Genomic DNA, 20,782 nt, shown 5'->3' on the forward strand with positions numbered 1-20,782 from the left:
ACCGGGCCAAATCTCAATGTCACATGACAACGATAGATCGCGATACCGCGCTGTACCCAGCTCGCGCCTGAGCCGCGTCGCGGGTTTCGGACGTTTGGCAAGCGGTGTCGCTGGCGGAATGCTGGCCGAGGGCGTGCGGCGTATGGCCAGCGGAAAGCGCATGTCCGCCCAGGATCTGCTGTTGACCCCGGGCAATGCTCGGCGACTGACAGAGCGGCTGTCGCATTTGCGCGGCGCAGCGATGAAGCTGGGCCAGATTATCAGTATGGACGCAGGCGACTTCTTTCCGCCTGAGTTATCGAACATACTTGCGACCTTGCGCGACCAAGCGAACTTTATGCCTGCGCGCCAGCTCGACAAAGTCTTGCAAGAAGAATGGGGACCGGATTGGCGAAAGCAATTTCGCTGGTTCAATCCGCGCCCGATTGCCGCAGCTTCGATTGGCCAAGTACACAAGGCCATGACCCGCGAGGGCGAGGAACTGGCTATAAAAGTCCAATACCCTGGTGTGGCCGACAGCATCAGCGCGGATGTCGATAATGTTGCCACATTGCTTCGGATGTCAGGCCTGTTGCCGGACTTTCTCGATATGGAACCCTTGTTAAAGGCAGCAAAGGAACAGCTTCACGAAGAAGCCGATTATGTCCGAGAAGGTGAGCAGATGCGGCTCTATGCCGCGCGCATGGCACAAGACGAACGCTTTGTGGTCCCTACCCTGCATGAGGGCCTGACCAGAAAACGTATACTCGCGATGAGCTTCGAAGATGGTATTGCGATCGAAGCCCTCACAGATGAAGCACAGGAGCTTCGCAACGAAGTCTTCGAGCGGATCGTGGAATTGGTGCTGCGCGAGCTGTTCGAATTTGGCGTCATGCAAACCGATCCCAACTTCGCCAATTATCGCTATCGCCGTAGCGATGGCGCAGTCGTACTGCTGGATTTCGGAGCGGCTCGAAACGTCGAACCGCACGTGGCAGAAGGCTATCGCCGCTTGCTCGGCGCAGGACTTACAGGTGAAGCAGACAAGATTCGCGCAGAAGCGCTCGCGATTGGCTTCATCAATCCGACTGTGATCGAGCGGCAAGGCGAGCGTGTCGACAGAATGATCGGCGTGATCACTTCAGAGATGAATCGCGATGCGCCCTTCGACTTTGGCGATCGCGCCTTCGTGCCGCTGTTGCGCGAAGAAGGTATGGCCATCGCCGAGGACAAGCAGAGCTGGCATATTCCGCCAGCCGAAACGCTGTTTGTACAGCGCAAGGTCAGCGGCACTGCTTTGCTTGGAGCAAAGTTGAAAGCCGTGCTCAACATTCGCCAGCTGGTCGAACGCAAGCTGGCGGAATTGGTTTAGAGCTTCGCTTTTTCAGCTGCGATCCAGCGCTTCACATGAGCCTCAAGGACACTGAGGGGCACTGAACCGTTCTCAAGAACCGTGTCGTGAAACGCACGCAGATCAAAAGACGCGCCAAGCTCGCCTTCCGCCAATATCCGAAGCTCGCGAATTTTTAGCTCGCCCACTTTGTAGGCCAGCGCTTGGCCGGGCCAAGTGATATAGCGGTTCACTTCGGCATCAATATTGGCGGGAGAAAGCGCGGTGTTGTCGAGCATGTAATCGACCGCTCTCTGCTTGCTCCATCCCTTCGAGTGGATACCTGTATCGACCACAAGTCGGGTGGCGCGCCACATCTCATAGCTCAACCGCCCCATTTGCTTGGCTGGAGTATCGTACAAGCCCATCTCGATTCCCAGACGCTCCGAGTAGAGGCCCCACCCCTCAACAAACGCGGTGAAAAATGTACCATTGGCACGCAGGGGGTGCAGATCCAGCTCGCGTTGCAGTGCGATTTGATGGTGATGCCCTGGAACAGCCTCGTGCACGCCCAAGGCCGGCAATTCCCAAAGTGGACGCTGGTCCAGCTCCGTCAGGTTCAAACGATAGATGCCCGCCTGCCCGGTCTCCAGCGAACCTGGCTCATAGTAGGCCGTCGTATTCCCGGGGGCCCGCTCGGCGGGGATTGGCAGCACAGTGTAGGGCTGGCGCGGAAGCTTACCGAACAGCTTCGGCATCCACCCGTCGATCTCTTTCGCAAGCGCCTGAGTGTAGCGCAGATATTCCTGTTCATCGGTCATGTAATACTGCGGATCGGTGCGCAGATGTTCGACGAAGGCTTCGCGCGTCTCGAAGCCAGCTTGAGAAGCCACCTCCTCCATTTCAGCACGAATGCGCGCGACTTCGGATAGCCCCAGCTGATGCACTTCATCAGCTGTCATATCCGAAGTGGTGAAGCTCTTGACCCGATAGTCATAGAATTCGGTCCCACCCGGCGTCCCCAAGATACCCGGCATACCAGTGCGACATTCAGGCTCGTATTCTTGCCGGTAGAAATCGGCAAAGGCTTGTAGCTCGGGAAAGACCGTTGTTTCCAGCGCAGCCTTGGCGCGCTCTTTCAAACTCGCCCACTCGTTATCACCAATGGTCGAAGGTTGAGTGGCGAACGGTGACCAATAGGGAGAGCTTTCCGCCTCTGAATAGACCATGCTTTGCATCCGTTCATGGAAGCCCTCCATCGGTCCGCACGCGTGTGTGAGCCCCTTTTCAATCGCAATTCGTGTGCGCGCCATCGCATCCTGATTGACCTTCGCATAGGCTTCCAGTCGGCCAACGTAGCTATCGTAATCTGCGCTGGTGAAGAAAGGTGATCCGTTCGGAAGCGATGCAAGTTGATTGAACCAACCGCCGCGGTTGGTGAATATCTGATACCAATCATGTTCGTGTAAAGACGCGGCAATGATGTCCGCCATGCTCACGCGCACGACATCGTAATCCACTTGAAGATCTGCGGTTAGTTCAGCCCGGTCAATTGCATCAAGCCGCGCCACGAACTGCCGGGCATCCACGATACTGCGTGAATGTGCTTCAACTGACCAATCGCCCAACTTGCCGTCACCGCGCCGGTCGCCCACGCTGGTTGCCAGGCCGGGGCTGTTGTCGAGCTGCCATTGCCATATTTCTGCGCGAACACTCTTGTAGCTTCCCGCCGAGGCATTGTCCGCCGTTTGAACCGAGTGATCATCCGCGATTGCAGAGCTAGGCAAAACCGTGGTGGCGGACGCCAAAAGTGCTGCGGCGAAAAGCTTGTGCATGGAAAATTCTCCTCTTGGCCCCGCTTCCTATTGCGCGGGCACCCCAAGGTCCAGTAGCCTTTCGCCAATGGCACAAACAGCATCCGTTTTGTTCGTTTGTCTCGGCAATATTTGCCGCTCACCTTTGGCCGAAGCCGCATTTCGCGCGGCTGCGGATGACGCAGGTTTGGCGGTGCATGTCGATAGCGTCGGGACAGCTGGCTATCATGTGGGCAAGCCACCAGACCCGCGCAGCATCCGTACAGCAGCATCGCGGGGAATCGACATCACGCACTATTGTGGGCGGCAGCTTGCGGAGAGTGACTTCAGCGAATTCACGCATATCTTCGCGATGGATCACGAAAACCTGCGCAATGTCGAAGCGCGCGCACCAGCGAACGCGACGGCTGAAATCTCGCTTTTGCTCGATGTGCTGCCCCATCGGGTGGGCGATCCAGTTGGCGATCCCTATTATGGCGGAGATGACGGGTTCGAACGGACCTGGGCTGAAGTCAGCGAAGCCGCACAGGCGCTGGTCGCGAAACTAGCCTCCGCGCAATAGCTGTACGCCCCAGTCGCGCTCAAACAGATAGAGCAGTGTGCGTGCCGCCTGGCCGCGTCCGCTGGCTAGACCCCTGTCGCGCTCCATAAGCAGACGCGCATCGGCATGGGCAGCTGGCAGTAGCCGCGTGATCTGTTCCAGATTGGCAACCCGGAACGGCGTGTCGCCTGATTGGCGCGTACCCAACAGCTCGCCGCCGCCGCGCAGTTCGAGGTCTTCTTCCGCAATACGAAAACCGTCCTGCGTCTCACGCATCAATGCAAGCCTTCTTCGTCCGGTTTCGCTTAGACCGCTCCCTCTCAGCAGCAAGCATACCGATTTCTCGCTGCCGCGCCCTACCCGACCGCGCAGCTGGTGCAATTGTGCTAAACCGAAACGCTCGGCTTGCTCAATAACCATCAGCGTGGCGGCCGGCACATCAACGCCCACTTCGATGACAGTTGTTGCAACCAGCAGCTTTGCCTGACCGCTAGCGAAGCGTTCCATCGCCGCATCTTTGAGTTCCGGTTTTAACTGACCGTGGACCAGCACCACGTCATCGCCGAAACGCTCCTTCAACACTGCATAGCGCGCTTCTGCCGCCGCGAGGTCAGCAACCTCGCTCTCGTTGACCATCGGACAAACCCAATAGGCTTGCTGCCCGCTGGCTACGTGCCGGGCCACGCCTGCAATGACATCCTCCATCCGGTCTTGCGCAATCACGCGGGTGTCGATCGGTTGCCGCCCAGGCGGCATCTCGTCCAGACGGCTCACATCCATTTCACCATACTGAGCAAGCGTCAGCGTTCGGGGTATCGGTGTCGCGGTCATGGCAAGTGTATGCGGTGTCCGCTTGCCTTTGCTGGCAAGTTGCAATCTTTGGGCAACGCCAAAACGGTGCTGCTCATCGATCACCACCAGACCAAGGTCTTTGTAATTAACCGTATCCTGAAAAATGGCGTGCGTGCCGACCACAATATCGATTGAGCCATCGAGCAATCCCATCAGAATACTCTCGCGCGCTTTGCCTTTGTCACGCCCGGTCAAGATCGCAACTTCAACGCCAGTTGGCGTAGCCATCTGACGCAGGGTATCGAAGTGTTGCCGCGCGAGAATCTCAGTCGGCGCAAGTAGAGCTGCCTGCTTGCCGGCTTCATTCGCGATCAGCATGGCATAGAGCGCGACCACCGTCTTGCCGGCCCCGACATCGCCTTGCAGCAATCGCAGCATGGGCGCTTCCTGTGCGAGGTCGCCTTCGATCTCGCGTACTGAACGCGCCTGTGCGCCAGTGAGAGAGTAAGATAGCTGCAACTTGCCGCGTAGCCCGCCGTCGCCCTGCAATGGCTGGCCCTTCCGGCTGCGATTATCCGCGCGAACCAGCATCAGGGCGAGCGAATTGGCTAGCAACTCGTCATAGGCCAAACGGTCACGCGCATTGGAGTTCTCGGACTTATGGGACAGCTGCAGAGCGTCACGCCATGCAGGCCATCCTTCTTTGTCGAACTGCGTCGGCTCGATCCATCCGGGCAATTCCGGTAGACGCTCCAGCGCCTGCTGGACCAATCCGGCAATGCGCGGCTGAGTTAGCCCCTCTGAAAGTCCATAGACCGGCTCGCACATCCTGCCGATATTGGCGCTGCTTTCTTTCTCGACATGATCCGGGTGGACGATCTGCAGCATGTCTCCATAGCGATCGAGCTTGCCCGCCACCCAACGCTTCTCGCCTACCGGCAGCTGCTTCTTTGCTGTAAAGGATGCGCGCCCGAAGTAAGTGAGGTTGCAAATGTTGCCCGCGCTATCTTGTGCAAACACCCTGTAAGGCCCGCGATTATTGCGCGCTGGCCTGTGTTCCGTGGGGGTCAGCGCGATGATCACATTCTCGCCTTCAGCTGCATCTTCCAGCGATTCAATTACGCGGCGAGTCACGAATCTCTCGGGCAAATGATAGGCCAGATCACGCACCCGTGTGAGGCCCAGCTTGGCGAGCGGCTTTTTTAGCTTCGGCCCGACACCATCGAGCGCATCGGTATCGATAAACAGCGGATTCAAAACATCAGGGCGCATTCGCTTGCTATAGCCGCTTGCGCGTCACGTGCGAGTCCCCTACCCGCGCCTTATGCCCGACGCATTGACATTCGAAGCCCGCCTTGCACGCGCCAAGTTTCGCGCATGGCACCGTGGCACTCGCGAAGCCGACTACATGATCGGTGGCTATTTCGACCGCTATCATGCCGAATGGGATGAGGCTGCGCTGGTTTGGTTTGAGGCCCTACTCGACCAGGATGATGTCGATGTGATGGCTTGGGCTCTGAAGACTGCACCTGTTGCAGAGCGATTTTCCGGCCCCATGATGGAGCGGATGCAACTGCTCGACTACGTCGACATTCCGCGCTGATCCAGCCTGTTTTAATGCCTGATCTTTCACGTATACTTACCGCCTCGGCGCCGCTGACACTCGCTTCGGTAGCGCGTGGCGCGCAGCCATTGGTGATGAGCGATCTGGCGCGGGCTGCCAAAGGTCGCGCGGTATTTATCGCCCCACACGAAGCTACAATGCACTCGATCGCGGAAGCTGCGAAGTTCTTCGCGCCCGAATTGGAAGTGATCGAATTTCCGGCGTGGGATTGCTTGCCATATGACCGCGCAAGCCCTGCGCTTTCCGTCAGCGCAAAACGTTTGGCCGCGCTGCATCGCATGCAATCGGGCAAGGCAGGCTCGCAGCTTCTGGTAACGACCGCAAATGCTGTGCTGCAACGTGTCCTGACTCCGTTTCGAATTCGCGAAAGCGTACGCGAGTTCAAGCAAGGCACCATAATCGGCCATGGCAGTCTTTCAGCGCTGCTGCAGCGTCAGGGGTATTCGCGTACGGATACAGTAGTCGATCATGGCGAATATGCATTGCGAGGTTCGATAGTCGACATCTTCCCGTCGAGCCTCGACCAAGGCTTGCGGCTCGATTTCTTCGGCGATGAGCTGGAAAGCCTGCGCCTGTTCGACCCCGGCACTCAGATGACCGTCGGCACGCTCAAACAACATTTGTTGCTACCCGCCAGCGAGGCATTGCTGGACGAAGAAAGTATCAAGCGTTTTCGCAGCCGCTATCGCGAAATGTTCGGCGCCACCGCAACCCAAGACCCGCTCTACGAAGCGGTAAGCGATGGTCGCAGGCTTGCGGGAATGGAACATTGGCTGCCGCTATTTGAAGAACGACTGGCGACAATCTTCGACTACATGGAGCCAGAGGATCTCGTGGTCATAGACAGCGGAGCCATTGGCGCTGCTGACGAACGACTGAAAGATGTGACCGATTACCACCAGGCGCGCGAAAAGGTCGCCGGGCAAGCCGCGGGCAGCTACCGTCCATTGCACGAACATTCACTCTATCTTGCCAAGGATGAGTTCGACGCATTGCTGAAGGAGCATACAGTCCATCGTAGCGTGATCTTTGCAGAGCCAGAGAGCGATCATGTTGTCGACTTCGGCTTCTCCTCTGCCAGAGACTTCGCTCCAGACCGCGCGCGCGGTGACAACATCTATCCGATTGCCGCCCAGCATCTCTCTGCGCTGAGCAAATCGGGAAAGCGCCCGATTATCGCCGCCTATTCGAGCGGTAGCCGGACACGTATCGCGTCGATACTGCAAGAGGCCGGCTGCAAGGTTACCCATGCCGAAACATGGCAGGAAACCTTGGGCGTTAGCTCAAAGGGCAATCCGGTCGCCACTGTCCTGCCGCTCGAAACCGGTTTTGCCAATGATCAGCTGGAACTGCTTACCGAGCAGGACATCCTTGGTGACCGTCTGGTTCGCCGCAAGAAGCGCCGCAAGGATTCCGACGCATTTCTGGCTGAGCTCCAGTCACTCAATCGCGGCGATCTGGTGGTTCATGTAGAACACGGAATTGGCAAATATCTCGGGCTGGAACCTGTGCCTGTCGGCAAGAGCCAGCACGACTGCGTGATGCTGGAGTACAAGGGCGGCGACAAGCTGTTCATCCCGGTCGAGAATATCGACGTTCTGTCGCGATACGGATCTTCTGAAGATGCTGTCATGCTGGACAGGCTTGGCGGTGAAGGCTGGCAGAAGCGCCGCGCCAAGCTGAAGGAACGCATTCGTGCGATTGCCGGCGAGCTGATGCAGATTGCTGCGCAGCGCGCGCTAAAGAAGGCGCCGGTGCTGGAGCCCGATGAATCTGCCTACAACCAGTTTGTCGAGAAGTTTCCCTGGCAGGAAACCGATGATCAGGACGCGGCAATTGATGACGTGTTGCGCGATCTGGAGAGCGGCAGACCGATGGACCGGCTGGTTTGTGGCGATGTCGGGTTTGGCAAAACCGAGGTCGCGCTTCGCGCGGCATTTGTTGCGGCAATGAATGGTCAGCAAGTCGCGGTTGTTGCCCCGACCACGCTGCTCGCACGCCAGCATTACACCAGTTTCGCGGAACGCTTTGCAGGTTTCCCGCTCAAAGTTGGCCGCCTCTCGCGGCTCGTGCCGCCAAAAGAGACCGCCGCGACCCGCGAAGGGCTTGAGAAAGGCGATGTGGACATCGTCGTCGGCACACATGCAATCCTGTCCAAGAGCACGAACTTCCGTGATCTGGGGCTCGTTATTGTCGACGAAGAGCAGCGCTTCGGAGTGACGCATAAGGAGCGCCTGAAGGCTTTGCGTGCTGATGTGCATGTGCTGACGCTGACTGCCACACCTATCCCGCGCACCCTTCAAATGGCGATGAGCGGGCTGCGGGAACTTTCCACGATCCAGACGCCACCCGTCGACCGCTTGGCCGTTCGGACTTATGTTATGGAATGGGACGATATGGTCATGCGCGAGGCTTTGCTGCGCGAACACCACCGCGGCGGGCAAAGCTTTATCGTCGTGCCGCGCATCTCGGACATGGCCGATGTCGAGGAATGGCTTCGCGAACATGTGCCGGAAGTGAAAAGCATTTCTGCACATGGGCAAATGTCGCCAAGCGAAGTCGAAGAACGTATGAGCGCCTTTTATGACCGTCGATATGACGTGCTGCTATCGACTACGATCGTCGAGAGCGGCCTGGACATCCCGACTGCCAACACGATCATCATCCACCGCGCGGATCGCTTTGGCCTGGCGCAGCTATATCAGCTGCGCGGCCGCGTGGGTCGGTCAAAACTGCGCGCCTATGCTTATCTCACCTATGCAAAGGATGTGCAGCTATCCGAAGTCGCGGAGAAGCGCTTGAAGGTGCTGGGCGATCTAGACTCGCTTGGTGCAGGCTTCCAGCTTGCCAGCCACGATCTGGATATTCGCGGTGCAGGAAACCTGCTCGGAGACGAGCAATCGGGCCACATCCGCGAAGTCGGGTTCGAGCTGTACCAATCCATGCTTGAAGACGCGATACTCGCCGCAAAGGCCGGCGAAATGGGTCTTGAGACGGCTCGCGACAAAGTGAGCCCACAAATTACCGTTGATGCACCGATAATGATCCCAGAGGATTATGTGCCCGATCTCGCGGTACGCATGGCGCTTTATCGACGTTTGAACGATGCCAAGGATAAGGCCGAGATCGAGGCTATGGCAGCCGAGATGATCGACCGTTTCGGTCCCCTGCCCGATGCAACCTCAAATCTTGTGCGACTGATCGAGATCAAACATCAGGCGATCGAAGCCAATATTGCCAAGATAGATGTCGGCGCTCGCGGTACACTGGTCAGCTTCCACAAAGACCACTTCCCCGATCCGGCCGGATTGCTCGCCTATGTCGACAAACTGCAAGGAACGGCAAAACTGCGCCCTGATATGAAACTGGTCATCAACCGGGCCTGGGGCGATCCGCAAAGCCGCCTCAATGGTCTGTTCCAGCTGACTAAGGGCCTTTGCCGTATCGTTCAAAAGGCTAGTAAAGCCGCCTGAGCGTTGAAAAGCGCAAGTTTCGCGCATAGTTGTTCAATCTAGCGCGGCGATGAAGGGGGCTGGGTTTTGCCCGATACGAATACATACGAACGGTTTGCCCTTCTGGCCTCGGACGCGCACCGCGCCAGAGCGGCCTATGCTGACCTTTTGCCGACGCATGATTGGGTGCCGATAGAGGAAGCTGACGTTGCTGTGGTGCTGGGCGGCGATGGTTTCATGCTGCAAACGCTGCACGAGATGCACGATCGCGGCAAAGTGATCCCTGCCTACGGCCTCAATCGCGGCACAGTCGGCTTCATGATGAACAAATACCGCAATGGCGGCAATGTGCTGAACCGGGTGCAGAAGGCCCGACCGTTTAAGTTTTCTCCCCTCAGAATGGACGCAGTCACTCAGGATGGGGAAGAACACACTTTTCTCGCCATCAACGAAGTCTCCTTGCTGCGTGAAATGCGGCAGACGGCCAAAATCGAAGTGTCGGTGAATGGTCGCGTTCGGATTAACGAGCTTGTCTGTGACGGTGTGCTGCTGGCGACCCCTGCTGGCTCTACCGCTTACAACTTGTCTGCCAATGGCCCAATCCTTCCGCTTGATTCTAAGCTTCTGGCGCTGACACCAATCAGCCCATTCCGCCCTCGCCGTTGGAATGGTGCCATCCTGCCAGATCATTTGCCGGTCAAATTTCGCATACTCGAAGCGGCCAAGCGGCCGGTTTCGGCCGTGGCTGATCAAACCGAGCTGCGCGACATTGCCGAAGTGATGCTGACGGTTGAGCGCGACACAGAATTGACGCTACTGTTCGACAAGGGCCATTCGCTGGACGAACGGATCGTTGCCGAACAATTTGCAGTGTGATCTGCCCGCCACCGGCTTGCATGAAAAAGTACGTAATTGGGGCGAGTCACCACTTGCCAAATAATTCCAGCCCCAATATAGCGCCGCTCTGCCTTTCGGGCTGCTCCCCGATAGCTCAGCGGTAGAGTAGGTGACTGTTAATCACTTGGTCGTTGGTTCGAATCCAACTCGGGGAGCCACTAATTCTCACAAAAATACAGATATTTAATAGGAATTGGGGTCTGTCCCAGTTACCCGTGACGGTAGGTCGGCTAGAAGGACCCGCTGTTGCAAGCGTTCGGCAGTGATTTAGTGTGCCCCCATGTCCAACCATGACCTCGCCGCCCGCGTTGAAGGCGCATACCGCAAGTGCTCGGACCTTCGCGAGCGCAACAATGGTGATGGCACATTCACGATTGACGCAGCTAAGATGATGGCGTTGATTGAACTGCGAAACCTTGCACCGGAGGTGGTGCTGGCACTGCTTAGGGAGGAGAATTGATGAAACCTTTTTCTATATTATTAGTCGGCGTGGCTTTGATCGGATGCTCGAGTGATCCAGTCGAAGATATTTCGAGTTATTTCCGCACTGATCGCAATTTTTGCTATGATCTTTTTTCGAATAATGAAGCGATTATCCCTGAGGGTCTTGAACCACAAGAAATTGAAATTGAGATCGGTAGCGCATATCCAGCAAAAAACTCTCTTTATCGCTTTGAAGCAAAATTAGAGGGGCTTACGGTGGTGGGCTACTCAAAGATTTTCGCAGAAGCGTATTATCCTATTACCATAATCTTCGATGATCCCATTGAAGAGGTCTTAGAAAGGCTTTCGCCAGTCTATTCACCTATTTTCCCAACGTCTCCGAGCAGGAATGCAAGTGTCGATTATATGGATGATGAGTTCTATTTGAATATCGAAGCTTTCGACCAAGAGGCAACACTGGCGCGCAATAGTTTTGGGCGTTCGAGCCTGAGCTGCTTTGTTAGGGATTAGGCTAATTTCGAGTTTTCGCATCCCAAGGCGAAGGCGAAACTTGGACAGATTATAGTTCCTACGAGCTTTCCGAAGACGGTCAAAAGTTGACAATCAAGACCGAGGATTATGAGTTCGAGAAAATTCGCTGTCCTTAAAGGCAGGCAGTACTTCTCTTTCAGGGCGACCTAACTCTTATCCTGGACAATGCCGACAAGTCTGGCTTTGAACGGATCGATCGCGAAGGCGATTGCGCCAGTCTTGCAGACTGATCATTTTTGAGAACCATTTGCGATAGAGTACTATGCCGCAACCCAGCCGCCTACGGCATGACCGTGTGCAGGTACCACGGGGCTAGAAAGCCAGAGACCATCCAGTCCGGCGAGGCACATTGGAACTATCGAAACGGGAAAGAGACGATGAAGGCAAAGTCAGACCGGAGCCTGCGGCTTATCGAGCTGCGCGAGCTGGAGGCACTATCTTTCTCGCTGGGATTAGCTTCTGGACCTAAATGGCGGGGCAGAAAGCCCAAGGTCCGCTAACGACCCAATTGCTGACGTTGCCGCCGACGGGCTTATTCGCCGTTGCGATAGCGCCATTCACCATCAGACCTAAGGTAGCTAATGAAAATAACGGCCGCAGTCAGTGGGATCGCCGCAATTACGAAAGCCAAGGTCGGAAGTAGCGATCCGGATAAGATCATGGCAGCCACGTATAGACCTAATGCTAACCATCCCTCCCAAGCGATGGGGAAACCTACCCCGTATCCATATCGCTTCACAGGGAACCATGGTTTTTTGCCTTGGGTTGGCATGACATCTCCTAGTCGGCAGAATCTCAGAATAAATTAGCCCTTCTAAGGCAGTTATTGGTCCTGTTAAGCGCACGGATTTTACGGTGCAACTCAGCGCGCTGTTGTTGGTTGGTCACGTAATTGATCCCCTGAACTTTCAAGCGCATGCCTAAACCCAATCTACAGATCATTAAGCAAGACGATGTCACGCTAAGACTATGATTTATATGGTGGACGCACTAGGGTTCGAACCTAGGACCCGCTGATGTCTAGAACTATTTTCAGGTATAACGGGGCCTAACTAATCACTTGTTTTCTCCATTCGTAAACCACAGAAAATCTTGCTTTAGTTAGTCGAATGCAGACGGGTTTTGGCGCCCCTCTAGCCAATGATAAAAATTGTGACCGTCCTCGGTTTGATCAACCCGCCACGTAAATTCAGCACCGAGGGTAAGCCATTGCCCCTTCTGTTTGTGGTAAAGCGAGCCCGAGCAAATAGCGTTAGAAAAATCCTGCCTGAGCGTAACTACTTCTCGAAACTGAAATTCAGTAGCATCAATAAATCCGCTCAGGGTTGCGCCGGTATCACCCTGACCAGCCAGCGGAAGAAAGGCATCCGCGATTTGTGCCACAAAGCCACCAAAGGGGTTAGAGGCTATCTGATCGATCGTATCATTAGCGATGACCTCAGCGGCCCCGTCTGCATCGCAACCCTGCTGTAGGGCCTCCGTACATCCGGTAACTAATAGGGTAAGGGCTATCGCTGCCGCGCACTCTACTCTTCTCACATCGCTTTCCTCAGCAGTGGTTATGGTTCTTTGTGCCCATTCAGGCCGTTATTCAACACCTGCCGTGGAGAGATCCAGATAGCTCTTTCAGCATGCCAAAATTTCTCATCAGCCAAGCCTGTCTTTTCGAGGTCTGCCAAGGAGCATTTCGAATTCAGGGGGTTGTCATCAGATAATACATCTCGAATCCCGATGTCGTTTATTTTGCCGCTAGTAACGATGTTCCCTCCATCACCGCTTATTTCCAATGACAACAAAGCTGCTGCTTCCTCGTTGTAGTGTTGCCCACTTAAAATGAACCCATCTAAGTCGATCCATTTTCCTTCTTTATTTGCCCAAACATCTGCGCTTTTGATAACCTCCCGACCGTTTTCGAAAACCTCATTTACATCTAAAATATATTTAGTTCCTTCCGCCCCTTCATATTCATATGCAGCCCTCGAAATAGTTCCCAAGCTATTCGTTTGCTTTGGATCTACCCAATTGGGGTATGCATAGTATACGCTGTCGGTCCTGGGCTTCATATATGAAAAGACGGCTCGATTATGTTGGCCGTGTATCGAAAACATAGCCGTATCTAGTTTCATCTGCTCATCGTATCTGAGTATTTTATCGCATTGATAAATCGAAGAAATATAGATGAGCCCATTAGGAACCGGCGTCCTCTTCCAAGCTGGATCCTTGAGCTTGATTTCGGAAAGCTCTCGAGTAATGCCTTCAATTTGTGTGTTCTGGAGATCCGGGTTTGAATTTTCGTCGCACCCAGCAAGAGCAATTAGCAGGACTAAGAAAGTTGGTTTTGTCATTGACCGAAAAGAAAGCCGCTTCGCTTAGCAGGGGTAGGCTTTGGTGTTGAAACGTCATAATCACACACCCACAGCAGCAATTCTACATCAGCCTCACTTCCAGTCCCATCGTCACCCCATGCAGGTTTAATCCTCAGGGGGCGAAAGTCTCCCACTGATCCTTCTCGTGTGGAGACAATCAAAGTCCGCCAACTGTACATCGTACAGTCAAACTCTCTGGTTCGCTGAAAATGGATACCATCTTCTACTCGAACCGTGAGCGTCCTTGCCTCTATCAAACCGTTATCTCTGAGAACTATGCTCGATATATCAATTGATACTTTTTCTTCGGGTGTTTGAATTATAGCAGTCCAGTCGGAGGCCATCAGAGGGCTGGACAGTGTGGCGGCAATCAGGGCGGCTGAGAGAGTTAGTATACGCATGGCCGCAGATTAGCGCGGAAACGGTGAGGGGCAACAGGTTTTGTTTCCCGTCGTTTGTTACCCCATTTGTTACCCCAGAGGCATTTTCCGGGTAACTGGGACAGACCCCAATTCCTATTAAACATCTGTATTTTCGTGGGATTTAGTGGCTCCCCGAGTTGGAGAAAATGCCTGGATTTGCCTGCCAAGCGCACAAAAGGGCTGGCTAACCGCCAAGCAGAAGCCGCGCGCCCACGATGGTCACCAATCCTGCGGTGAGCCACCGGATCCAGCGTGATGGCAGTAGCTTCAATGCCATCAAGCTGCCAAGCTGGCCGCCAATCGCAACCGCGATGAGCAGCGGGAGGCTCTCATAGAGAGCCCCCGTGAAGGCATCGGGCCCACGCTTCAACATTTGTCCGGCTAGGCCGAACACGGAATTTACCAGGATAAATAAGCTTGCCGTCGCAGCGATCGCGCGAGGCTCTCGCCAACGTGTAAGATGAAGTAGAGGCGCGAGGAATATCCCTCCCCCGATACCCACTAATCCTGCAAGATAGCCAAGCGGCGCTGCAAACAGCGGCATAAAGCGCACAAGCCGCGAAGGTTCGCCGCTGTCCTGGCGTTCAAACTGCGGCAACACCATTGTTCCGCCGGTCAAAAGCAAGCTCGCCCCTAACAGGTTGAAGAACAGACCTTCGGTAATTGGTGTAAGCCCGCCAAGCAAAGCCGCAGGGGCAGCTAAAGCTGTGACAGCGATAGCGCCGCGCCACGGCGTCACACCCGCTCTGGCAAATCGCATGGTGCTGCCCGCAACGACTACGATGTTGCACGCGAGTGCAATCAACGGAAGGACCCGGTAGTCGAGCCCAGACAATGCCAGCAAAGCGGCATAAGTTGATCCACCGCCAAACCCCACAGCGGCATACAAAACGGCCGCAACGAAGAATGCGGCAACCAGCCCGATTGGGACCAAGCCCGCCATCAATCGCTCCGGCTGCCTATCGCTCTAGACCGTTACGCAGCTGCACCGTGGCAATGCTTGTACTTGTTACCAGACCCGCACGGGCACTGTGCATTTCGGCTGATGTTCTGATTGGCATAGGGGTTGTCGGGGTTTCTGCCGCCCGGCCCAAACCCGGCACGCGGACTCCCCGCCAATGATCCGAACAGTTCTGGACGTTCCGCGGAGCCGTCACCATCATTCGAATTGTCCAGTCCAGTCAACGGATCGATATGTCCGGTCAGGAAATCAGGCAAATCTGGTAGGGCTTGCGGCTCGGGCATCTGCGTACGTAGCTGCGCGGTGGCGAGAATTTTCGTCACATCTTCGCGCAGAGTTTCCAGCATGTTTTCGAACAGCCCGAACGCCTCTTGCTTGTATTCATTGATCGGCTGCTTCTGCGCAATGCCGCGCATCCAGATCACCTGACGCAGCGCATCAAGCGTCGCGAGGTGTTCTTTCCAGTGGTAGTCGAGACGCTCAAGCAGAACTGACTTTTCAACCTGGCGCCAGATGTTGGGATCGGCCTCTGCAATCTTTCGATCCATCATCGCATCCGCTTCAGCCTGAATGCGCTCTTCAATAATTTCAGGCTCGACCTGGTCTTCATCAAGCCATTGATCGATCGGCGGTTTCAGGCCGAACACATCCTCGATCTTCTCCTTCAGGCCCGCAATATCCCACTGTTCAGGATAGGATCCCGGTGGGCATGCCTCGCTAACCAACGAATTGACCGTATCCTGACGCATGTCGAGCACGACATCGTCAACCTTTTCGGCTTCCATGATCTCGCCGCGCTGCTCGTAAATCACCTTGCGCTGGTCATTCATCACATCATCATATTGGACAACTTGCTTACGCGCTTCGTAATTGCGTGCCTCAACCTTTTTCTGCGCAGTCTCGATGGCTTTGGAGAGCCATTTCGAACCGATCGCCTCTCCATCGGCGAGGTTTGAGTTCATCATCTTGGAGAACAGCGTGTCCGGTCCAAAGATGCGGAGCAGGTCATCCTCAAGGCAAAGGTAGAAACGTGACAAACCGGGGTCACCTTGTCGCCCCGAACGGCCGCGCAGCTGGTTATCGATCCGGCGGCTCTCATGGCGCTCTGTACCCAGAACAAACAGGCCGCCCGCCTCCAGAACCTTCTGCTTCTCGGCAGCAACTTCGGCCTTGATCCGATCTTCTTCCATCTGCCGTTTGGGATCATCCTCAGCCATTTCACTGAGCTCGTCACCAATGCGGAAATCGGCATTGCCGCCCAGCTGGATATCGGTCCCGCGGCCCGCCATATTGGTGGCGATCGTTACAGCGCCAATCCGGCCAGCCTGAGCTACGATATGAGCCTCGCGCTCATGCTGACGCGCATTGAGCACCTCGTGCTTCACGCCTTCCTTCTCTAGGAACTGGCTGAGCAGCTCTGACTTCTCGATGGAAACGGTGCCAACCAGAACCGGCTGACCTATCTCGTTCTTGTCCTTGATCGCCTTCGCAATAGCGCCGAACTTGTCCATCGTGTTCTTGTAGAACTCGTCTTCTTCGTCGATACGCTGGACCGGCACGTTAGTTGGGATTTCGACCACATTCATCTTGTAGACGTCCCAGAATTCCGCTGCTTCGGTCGCTGCGGTACCGGTCATGCCTGACAGCTTGGGATACATACGGAAATAATTCTGGAACGTAATCGAAGCCATGGTCTGGTTCTCAGGCTCGATCTTGACGCCCTCCTTGGCTTCGACCGCCTGGTGCAAGCCGTTTGACCAGCGCCGGCCATCCATCATTCGGCCGGTGAATTCGTCAATGATCACGACCTTGTCGTCTTTGACGATGTAATTGTCATCGCGCTTGTACATGATGTTAGCGCGCAAAGCCTGCTCCAGGTGATGGACAACCTGAGTGTTCTCTACGTCATAGAGATTCTCGGTTGCGAGAAGGCCTTTATCCATCAGGATTTTCTCGATCTCATCCGTGCCTTCTTCGGTAAGCTGGACGTTTTTGGTTTTCTCGTCCTTCTCGTACCAATCCTCGGGAACTTCCTTCACGACTTCGTCGAGCGCGACATAGAGATCGGATTTGTCTTCAGTCGGACCGGAGATAATCAAAGGTGTCCGCGCTTCGTCGATCAAGATCGAGTCGACTTCATCGATAATCGCGAAATTGAACGGACGTTGGACCATTTGATCGCGCGAATGCTTCATATTGTCGCGCAGATAGTCGAACCCAAGCTCGTTATTGGTGCTGTAGGTAATGTCCGCATTGTAGGCCTCGCGGCGCTGGGCTTCAGGCAGATTTGGCACAATCACACCCACGGTGAGGCCAAGCCAGTTGTGAAGACGCCCCATCCATTCCGCATCGCGGCGGGCGAGGTAGTCATTCACGGTTACAACGTGAACGCCCTTGCCCTCAATCGCATTGAGGTATGTCGCCAGCGTAGCCACGAGCGTCTTGCCCTCACCCGTCTTCATCTCCGAAATTTCGCCGCGATGAAGCACAATGCCGCCCACCATCTGCACATCAAAGTGCCGCATGCCGAGAACACGGGAAGATGCTTCTCGAACAGTCGCAAAGGCCTCTGGCAGAATGTCGTCCAGGGTCTGTCCATCGTCTAGCTGACGGCGGAACTTGTCCGTCTGGGCACGAAGTTCATCATCGCTCAGCGCTTGAATTTGCAGCTCTAGTGCATTGATTTGATTGACGACTTTTCCGATTGATTTGACATAGCGATCGTTGGAAGAGCCAAAGAGTGACTTGGCAATTGTCTGAAACATGAAAACGGTCCTGTCGGGACTGGAAATATAAGGAGATCAGCCACACCAATAGGGTGCCGACTGCAAAATTAGCATGGGTATGGGATGTTTGCTGCCCTATTCGTGGGCGCGATCAACACCATAAAGTACCGGCAAACGCAGCACGCGTTTTGAGCGCTTGGCGGGTTTGCTGGCCTTGTCACCGTCATCGGCTTCGTCAGCCTCGTCGGGATTGTGATGACACGTCCGGTTATCATCAGCCTTATCGTCCGCTGCATCAATCGTGATACCAATCTCGCAATCGAGAAGATTGGAAACACTCGCATGTGCAGGCGAGGTGACGGCCACAAGACCGGTCAAAAGCGCAAAACAGGCAAGCAGACGACGTAACATCACCCCCTAAATACGCCCTCTTTTCTCAAACGTCCACCTCCCAAGGTGGATTTACTGACACGAAATGTATCGCTAGCGCGCAAGACATGGAACTTGAACGCTCTCCGCTTGCCTTTCCCTTCCCCGAAGAACTGCCTGAAATCGTGGGGGTGGAACTGCGTGTTGCCCGCGCACGCTACAAAAATTGGGACCGTGCAGACCTGACCTTCATTACTCTGAGTGAAAGCACGGCCGTTGCGGGCGTCTTCACGCAAAGCGCTTGCGCCTCATCCGAAGTCGAACTGGGCAGGGAACAGGTAAAATCGGGCACGGCACGCGCCCTGGTTGTCAATGCCGGCAATTCCAACGCATTTACCGGCTATCGCGGGCGCGAAGCGGTCGAGCAGATCATGGAGCAAGTAGCCGATCATCTTGGCTGCAAAGTTTCCGAGGTCTTCGTGTCATCGACCGGCGTAATCGGTGTGCCATTACCCAAGGACAAAGCCCGCGAAGGCGTTGCACAGGCGCTGAACGCGCAGCCATGCTCATGGCTGGAAGCTGCCGAGGCGATTTGCACAACCGATACATTCGCCAAGGCTGCTCACGCTTCCGCAATGATCGGTGGCCAGAGAGTAAACCTGGTCGGGATCATCAAGGGATCCGGCATGATTGCCCCCGATATGGCTACGATGCTGGGTTATATCTTTACCGATGCAGCTGTTGAGCCCGCATTCCTGCAACAGCTGCTATCAAACGCCAACCGCGAGACATTCTCTTGCATCACCGTGGATGGAGACACGTCTACCAGCGACACCGTGCTCGCCTTTGCGACCGGCAAAGCTGGCAATCCTGCACTTACAGCCTTTGACGATGCAGGTGCCGATGCATTTGCTGCGGCTCTGGCGGATGTCTGCCGCCAATTGGCGCAAATGGTGGTTCGCGATGGCGAAGGGGCGAGCAAGTTCATCACCATTCGCGTCTCCGGTGCCAGTTCGGATGACAGCGCGCACCGAATAGCGCTCAGCGTCGCCAACTCTCCGCTTGTGAAAACCGCCATCGCCGGTGAAGATGCCAATTGGGGCCGTGTTGTCATGGCCGTAGGTAAGGCAGGCGAGCCTGCGGATCGGGATAAACTGTCGATCGGGTTTGGCGGCATTTGGGCTGCACGTGATGGGCTGCCTGTCGAAGATTACGATGAGACGCCAGTTGCCGAGCATTTAAAGGGGCAGGAGATCGACGTCACAGTTGACCTGGGAATAGGGTCCGGACGCGCCACGGTTTGGACCTGCGACCTCACACATGGATATATCTCCATCAACGCCGACTATCGTTCATGAATGCAATCGACCGTCAAATTTGTGCCTTGATGCAACGCGTCAGCCAGGAGGCGATCCTTCCCCGGTATCAAAACCTGTCTTCTGCGGAAATCGACCAAAAGGCTGCGGACGATTTCGTGACTGTCGCGGACCACGAGGCCGAAGAGAAGCTGAGCGAGGGGCTCGCCGCCATTGAAGGCTCCCTGGATATTGTTGGTGAGGAAGCATCGCACGCAGACAGTAGCGTGATGGACCGGCTGTCCGGCGATTGCTGGATTATCGATCCGCTCGACGGAACGCACAATTTCGCCCATGGAAAACCGCCCTTCGGTATCATTATCGCAAGGGCTAGCGGGGGGCTCTGTGAAGCTGGCTGGATCTATGACTGCCTGTCAGGGCGCTTCTGCCACACGCAACGCGGCGCGGGCGCGTTTGTTGATGGCGAACCGATCAAATCCCGTCCGACCGGGCACGACAAGCCAGTCGCGGCCATTTCACGGATCTTTCTGACTGAGGAACAGCGCGCACTCGTCGATGCGAAGCTGGCGCCGTATTATGAACTTGCTGACATACCGCGCTGCGCGGCCGAGCAATACCCACGTCTGGCCTTGGGCGAAAACGATGTGTCCAGCTTTAAACGGACCCTTGCCTGGGATCATGCCGCGGGGGCACTCTGGCTCAACGAAGCAGGCGGAAAGGCATGTAGGCTGGATGGCAGCGCTTATCGTGTCGACGAAAGCGACAAGCCGGGCCTGATTGGTGCATCAAGCCCGGCCATCTGGGATGAATTTGCCCGGCGTGCGCTGGGCTAATATCTCTTAGAGTTCGCTCTCAAGCCATTCTTTAAGTGCGCTTTTCGGACGCGCGCCGGTCAGCGTCGCGGCGATTTCGCCATTCTTGTACAGCGCAAGATAGGGTATGCCCTGCACGCCCAGCTTACCGGGAACATCGGGGTTTTCCATGATGTCCATCTTCGCAATGGTGACTTTATCGGAAAGCTCTTCACTGATCTCTTCCAGCGATGGCGCGATCATTTTGCACGGACCGCACCAGTCGGCCCAGAAATCAACCAGAACGGGCTTGTCGGCATCGACCACATCGGCCTGAAAACTTGCATCGGTGACTGCTACTGTCGCCATGGGGAATCTCCTGATTTTGTGTTGCGGCATATCTAGGAATTTTTCGCGCTCACTCAAT

At 55.5% G+C, this 20,782-nt stretch carries 17 protein-coding genes and 1 tRNA gene; 11 read left to right on the top strand and 7 right to left on the bottom strand.

Annotation, left to right across the window (positions count from 1 at the left end; all coding sequences use genetic code 11):
• Positions 1 to 16: 16 nt before the first annotated feature.
• On the top strand, positions 17 to 1,351 hold the full coding sequence (locus QQX03_RS08630; RefSeq protein ID WP_285975343.1) for an ABC1 kinase family protein: 1,335 nt from the start codon (positions 17 to 19) through the stop codon (positions 1,349 to 1,351).
• Here the strand turns inward: QQX03_RS08630 and QQX03_RS08635 are convergent.
• Positions 1,348 to 3,144 (bottom strand): DUF885 domain-containing protein, encoded by a 1,797-nt coding sequence (locus tag QQX03_RS08635; RefSeq protein ID WP_285975344.1) that lies wholly within the window; start codon positions 3,142 to 3,144, stop codon positions 1,348 to 1,350. The genes QQX03_RS08630 and QQX03_RS08635 overlap by 4 nt on opposite strands.
• A 67-nt stretch (positions 3,145 to 3,211) precedes the next feature.
• Here QQX03_RS08635 and QQX03_RS08640 point away from each other — a divergent pair, with 67 nt between their 5' ends.
• The gene (locus QQX03_RS08640; RefSeq protein WP_285975345.1) at positions 3,212 to 3,685 is read left to right on the top strand and encodes a low molecular weight protein-tyrosine-phosphatase; all 474 of its coding nucleotides are present in this window, start codon (positions 3,212 to 3,214) and stop codon (positions 3,683 to 3,685) included.
• On the opposite strand, the gene recG is transcribed toward QQX03_RS08640, so the two are convergent.
• The gene (gene recG, locus QQX03_RS08645) at positions 3,668 to 5,728 is read right to left on the bottom strand and encodes an ATP-dependent DNA helicase RecG (protein ID WP_285975346.1); all 2,061 of its coding nucleotides are present in this window, start codon (positions 5,726 to 5,728) and stop codon (positions 3,668 to 3,670) included. The two genes, QQX03_RS08640 and recG, sit on opposite strands and share 18 nt — an antisense overlap.
• A gap of 52 nt (positions 5,729 to 5,780) precedes the next feature.
• On the opposite strand from recG, the gene QQX03_RS08650 reads away from it, so the two are divergent.
• The 7 genes from QQX03_RS08650 (at position 5,781) to QQX03_RS08680 (ending at position 12,877) form a co-directional block, all read left to right on the top strand.
• Positions 5,781 to 6,059 carry an FAD assembly factor SdhE gene (locus QQX03_RS08650; RefSeq protein WP_285975347.1) on the top strand — a complete coding sequence of 93 codons (279 nt, stop codon included), beginning with the start codon at positions 5,781 to 5,783 and terminating at the stop codon, positions 6,057 to 6,059.
• 14 nt (positions 6,060 to 6,073) lie between these two features.
• A complete protein-coding gene (gene mfd, locus QQX03_RS08655) occupies positions 6,074 to 9,553 on the top strand; it encodes a transcription-repair coupling factor (RefSeq protein ID WP_285975348.1) in 3,480 nt (1,159 codons plus the stop codon).
• Positions 9,554 to 9,619: 66 nt separating this feature from the next.
• Positions 9,620 to 10,408: an NAD kinase gene (locus QQX03_RS08660; protein ID WP_285975349.1), complete on the top strand. Its 789-nt coding sequence runs from the start codon at positions 9,620 to 9,622 to the stop codon at positions 10,406 to 10,408.
• A gap of 104 nt (positions 10,409 to 10,512) precedes the next feature.
• Positions 10,513 to 10,587, top strand: a tRNA-Asn gene (locus QQX03_RS08665).
• A 122-nt stretch (positions 10,588 to 10,709) separates the two neighbouring features.
• Entirely contained in the window at positions 10,710 to 10,889 is a 180-nt protein-coding gene (locus QQX03_RS08670; protein WP_285975350.1) for a hypothetical protein, read from the top strand.
• Positions 10,889 to 11,383 (top strand): hypothetical protein, encoded by a 495-nt coding sequence (locus QQX03_RS08675; protein ID WP_285975351.1) that lies wholly within the window; start codon positions 10,889 to 10,891, stop codon positions 11,381 to 11,383. The genes QQX03_RS08670 and QQX03_RS08675 overlap by 1 nt, the downstream gene beginning before the upstream one ends.
• A 1,161-nt stretch (positions 11,384 to 12,544) precedes the next feature.
• The gene (locus QQX03_RS08680; RefSeq protein ID WP_285975352.1) at positions 12,545 to 12,877 is read left to right on the top strand and encodes a hypothetical protein; all 333 of its coding nucleotides are present in this window, start codon (positions 12,545 to 12,547) and stop codon (positions 12,875 to 12,877) included.
• An 86-nt stretch (positions 12,878 to 12,963) separates the two neighbouring features.
• Here QQX03_RS08680 and QQX03_RS08685 read toward each other — a convergent pair whose 3' ends face one another.
• The 4 genes from QQX03_RS08685 to QQX03_RS08700 form a co-directional block, all read right to left on the bottom strand.
• Positions 12,964 to 13,749, bottom strand: coding sequence for a hypothetical protein (locus tag QQX03_RS08685; RefSeq protein WP_285975353.1), 786 nt, complete (start codon positions 13,747 to 13,749; stop codon positions 12,964 to 12,966).
• A 627-nt stretch (positions 13,750 to 14,376) separates the two neighbouring features.
• The gene (locus QQX03_RS08690; RefSeq protein ID WP_285975354.1) at positions 14,377 to 15,135 is read right to left on the bottom strand and encodes a sulfite exporter TauE/SafE family protein; all 759 of its coding nucleotides are present in this window, start codon (positions 15,133 to 15,135) and stop codon (positions 14,377 to 14,379) included.
• A 32-nt stretch (positions 15,136 to 15,167) separates the two neighbouring features.
• Positions 15,168 to 17,918 (bottom strand): preprotein translocase subunit SecA, encoded by a 2,751-nt coding sequence (gene secA / locus QQX03_RS08695; protein ID WP_285975355.1) that lies wholly within the window; start codon positions 17,916 to 17,918, stop codon positions 15,168 to 15,170.
• Positions 17,919 to 18,014: 96 nt separating this feature from the next.
• A complete protein-coding gene (locus tag QQX03_RS08700; RefSeq protein WP_285975356.1) occupies positions 18,015 to 18,290 on the bottom strand; it encodes a hypothetical protein in 276 nt (91 codons plus the stop codon).
• Between the two features lie 86 nt (positions 18,291 to 18,376).
• Between QQX03_RS08700 and argJ the strand changes: the two genes are divergently transcribed.
• Positions 18,377 to 19,606, top strand: a complete 1,230-nt coding sequence (gene argJ / locus QQX03_RS08705) for a bifunctional glutamate N-acetyltransferase/amino-acid acetyltransferase ArgJ (RefSeq protein ID WP_285975357.1) — start codon at positions 18,377 to 18,379, stop codon at positions 19,604 to 19,606.
• 29 nt (positions 19,607 to 19,635) lie between these two features.
• Positions 19,636 to 20,397 (top strand): inositol monophosphatase family protein, encoded by a 762-nt coding sequence (locus tag QQX03_RS08710; protein ID WP_285975358.1) that lies wholly within the window; start codon positions 19,636 to 19,638, stop codon positions 20,395 to 20,397.
• Positions 20,398 to 20,403: 6 nt separating this feature from the next.
• On the opposite strand, the gene trxA is transcribed toward QQX03_RS08710, so the two are convergent.
• Positions 20,404 to 20,724 (bottom strand): thioredoxin, encoded by a 321-nt coding sequence (gene trxA, locus QQX03_RS08715; RefSeq protein WP_285975359.1) that lies wholly within the window; start codon positions 20,722 to 20,724, stop codon positions 20,404 to 20,406.
• Between the last annotated feature and the right edge of the window lie 58 nt (positions 20,725 to 20,782).

Origin of the sequence: Altererythrobacter rubellus (assembly GCF_030284385.1) — a bacterium.
In the GTDB taxonomy this organism is placed as follows: domain Bacteria; phylum Pseudomonadota; class Alphaproteobacteria; order Sphingomonadales; family Sphingomonadaceae; genus Erythrobacter; species Erythrobacter rubellus.

Excerpts from the sequence above, each read along its gene's own strand:
- QQX03_RS08630 (WP_285975343.1), top strand. The coding sequence starts at position 17 with ATGTCACATGACAACGATAGATCGCGATACCGCGCTGTACCCAGCTCG.
- QQX03_RS08635 (WP_285975344.1), bottom strand. The coding sequence starts at position 3,144 with ATGCACAAGCTTTTCGCCGCAGCACTTTTGGCGTCCGCCACCACGGTT.
- QQX03_RS08640 (WP_285975345.1), top strand. The coding sequence starts at position 3,212 with ATGGCACAAACAGCATCCGTTTTGTTCGTTTGTCTCGGCAATATTTGC.
- recG (WP_285975346.1), bottom strand. The coding sequence starts at position 5,728 with ATGCGCCCTGATGTTTTGAATCCGCTGTTTATCGATACCGATGCGCTC.
- QQX03_RS08650 (WP_285975347.1), top strand. The coding sequence starts at position 5,781 with ATGCCCGACGCATTGACATTCGAAGCCCGCCTTGCACGCGCCAAGTTT.
- mfd (WP_285975348.1), top strand. The coding sequence starts at position 6,074 with ATGCCTGATCTTTCACGTATACTTACCGCCTCGGCGCCGCTGACACTC.
- QQX03_RS08670 (WP_285975350.1), top strand. The coding sequence starts at position 10,710 with ATGTCCAACCATGACCTCGCCGCCCGCGTTGAAGGCGCATACCGCAAG.
- QQX03_RS08675 (WP_285975351.1), top strand. The coding sequence starts at position 10,889 with ATGAAACCTTTTTCTATATTATTAGTCGGCGTGGCTTTGATCGGATGC.
- QQX03_RS08680 (WP_285975352.1), top strand. The coding sequence starts at position 12,545 with ATGATAAAAATTGTGACCGTCCTCGGTTTGATCAACCCGCCACGTAAA.
- QQX03_RS08685 (WP_285975353.1), bottom strand. The coding sequence starts at position 13,749 with ATGACAAAACCAACTTTCTTAGTCCTGCTAATTGCTCTTGCTGGGTGC.
- QQX03_RS08690 (WP_285975354.1), bottom strand. The coding sequence starts at position 15,135 with ATGGCGGGCTTGGTCCCAATCGGGCTGGTTGCCGCATTCTTCGTTGCG.
- secA (WP_285975355.1), bottom strand. The coding sequence starts at position 17,918 with ATGTTTCAGACAATTGCCAAGTCACTCTTTGGCTCTTCCAACGATCGC.
- QQX03_RS08700 (WP_285975356.1), bottom strand. The coding sequence starts at position 18,290 with ATGTTACGTCGTCTGCTTGCCTGTTTTGCGCTTTTGACCGGTCTTGTG.
- argJ (WP_285975357.1), top strand. The coding sequence starts at position 18,377 with ATGGAACTTGAACGCTCTCCGCTTGCCTTTCCCTTCCCCGAAGAACTG.
- QQX03_RS08710 (WP_285975358.1), top strand. The coding sequence starts at position 19,636 with ATGCAACGCGTCAGCCAGGAGGCGATCCTTCCCCGGTATCAAAACCTG.
- trxA (WP_285975359.1), bottom strand. The coding sequence starts at position 20,724 with ATGGCGACAGTAGCAGTCACCGATGCAAGTTTTCAGGCCGATGTGGTC.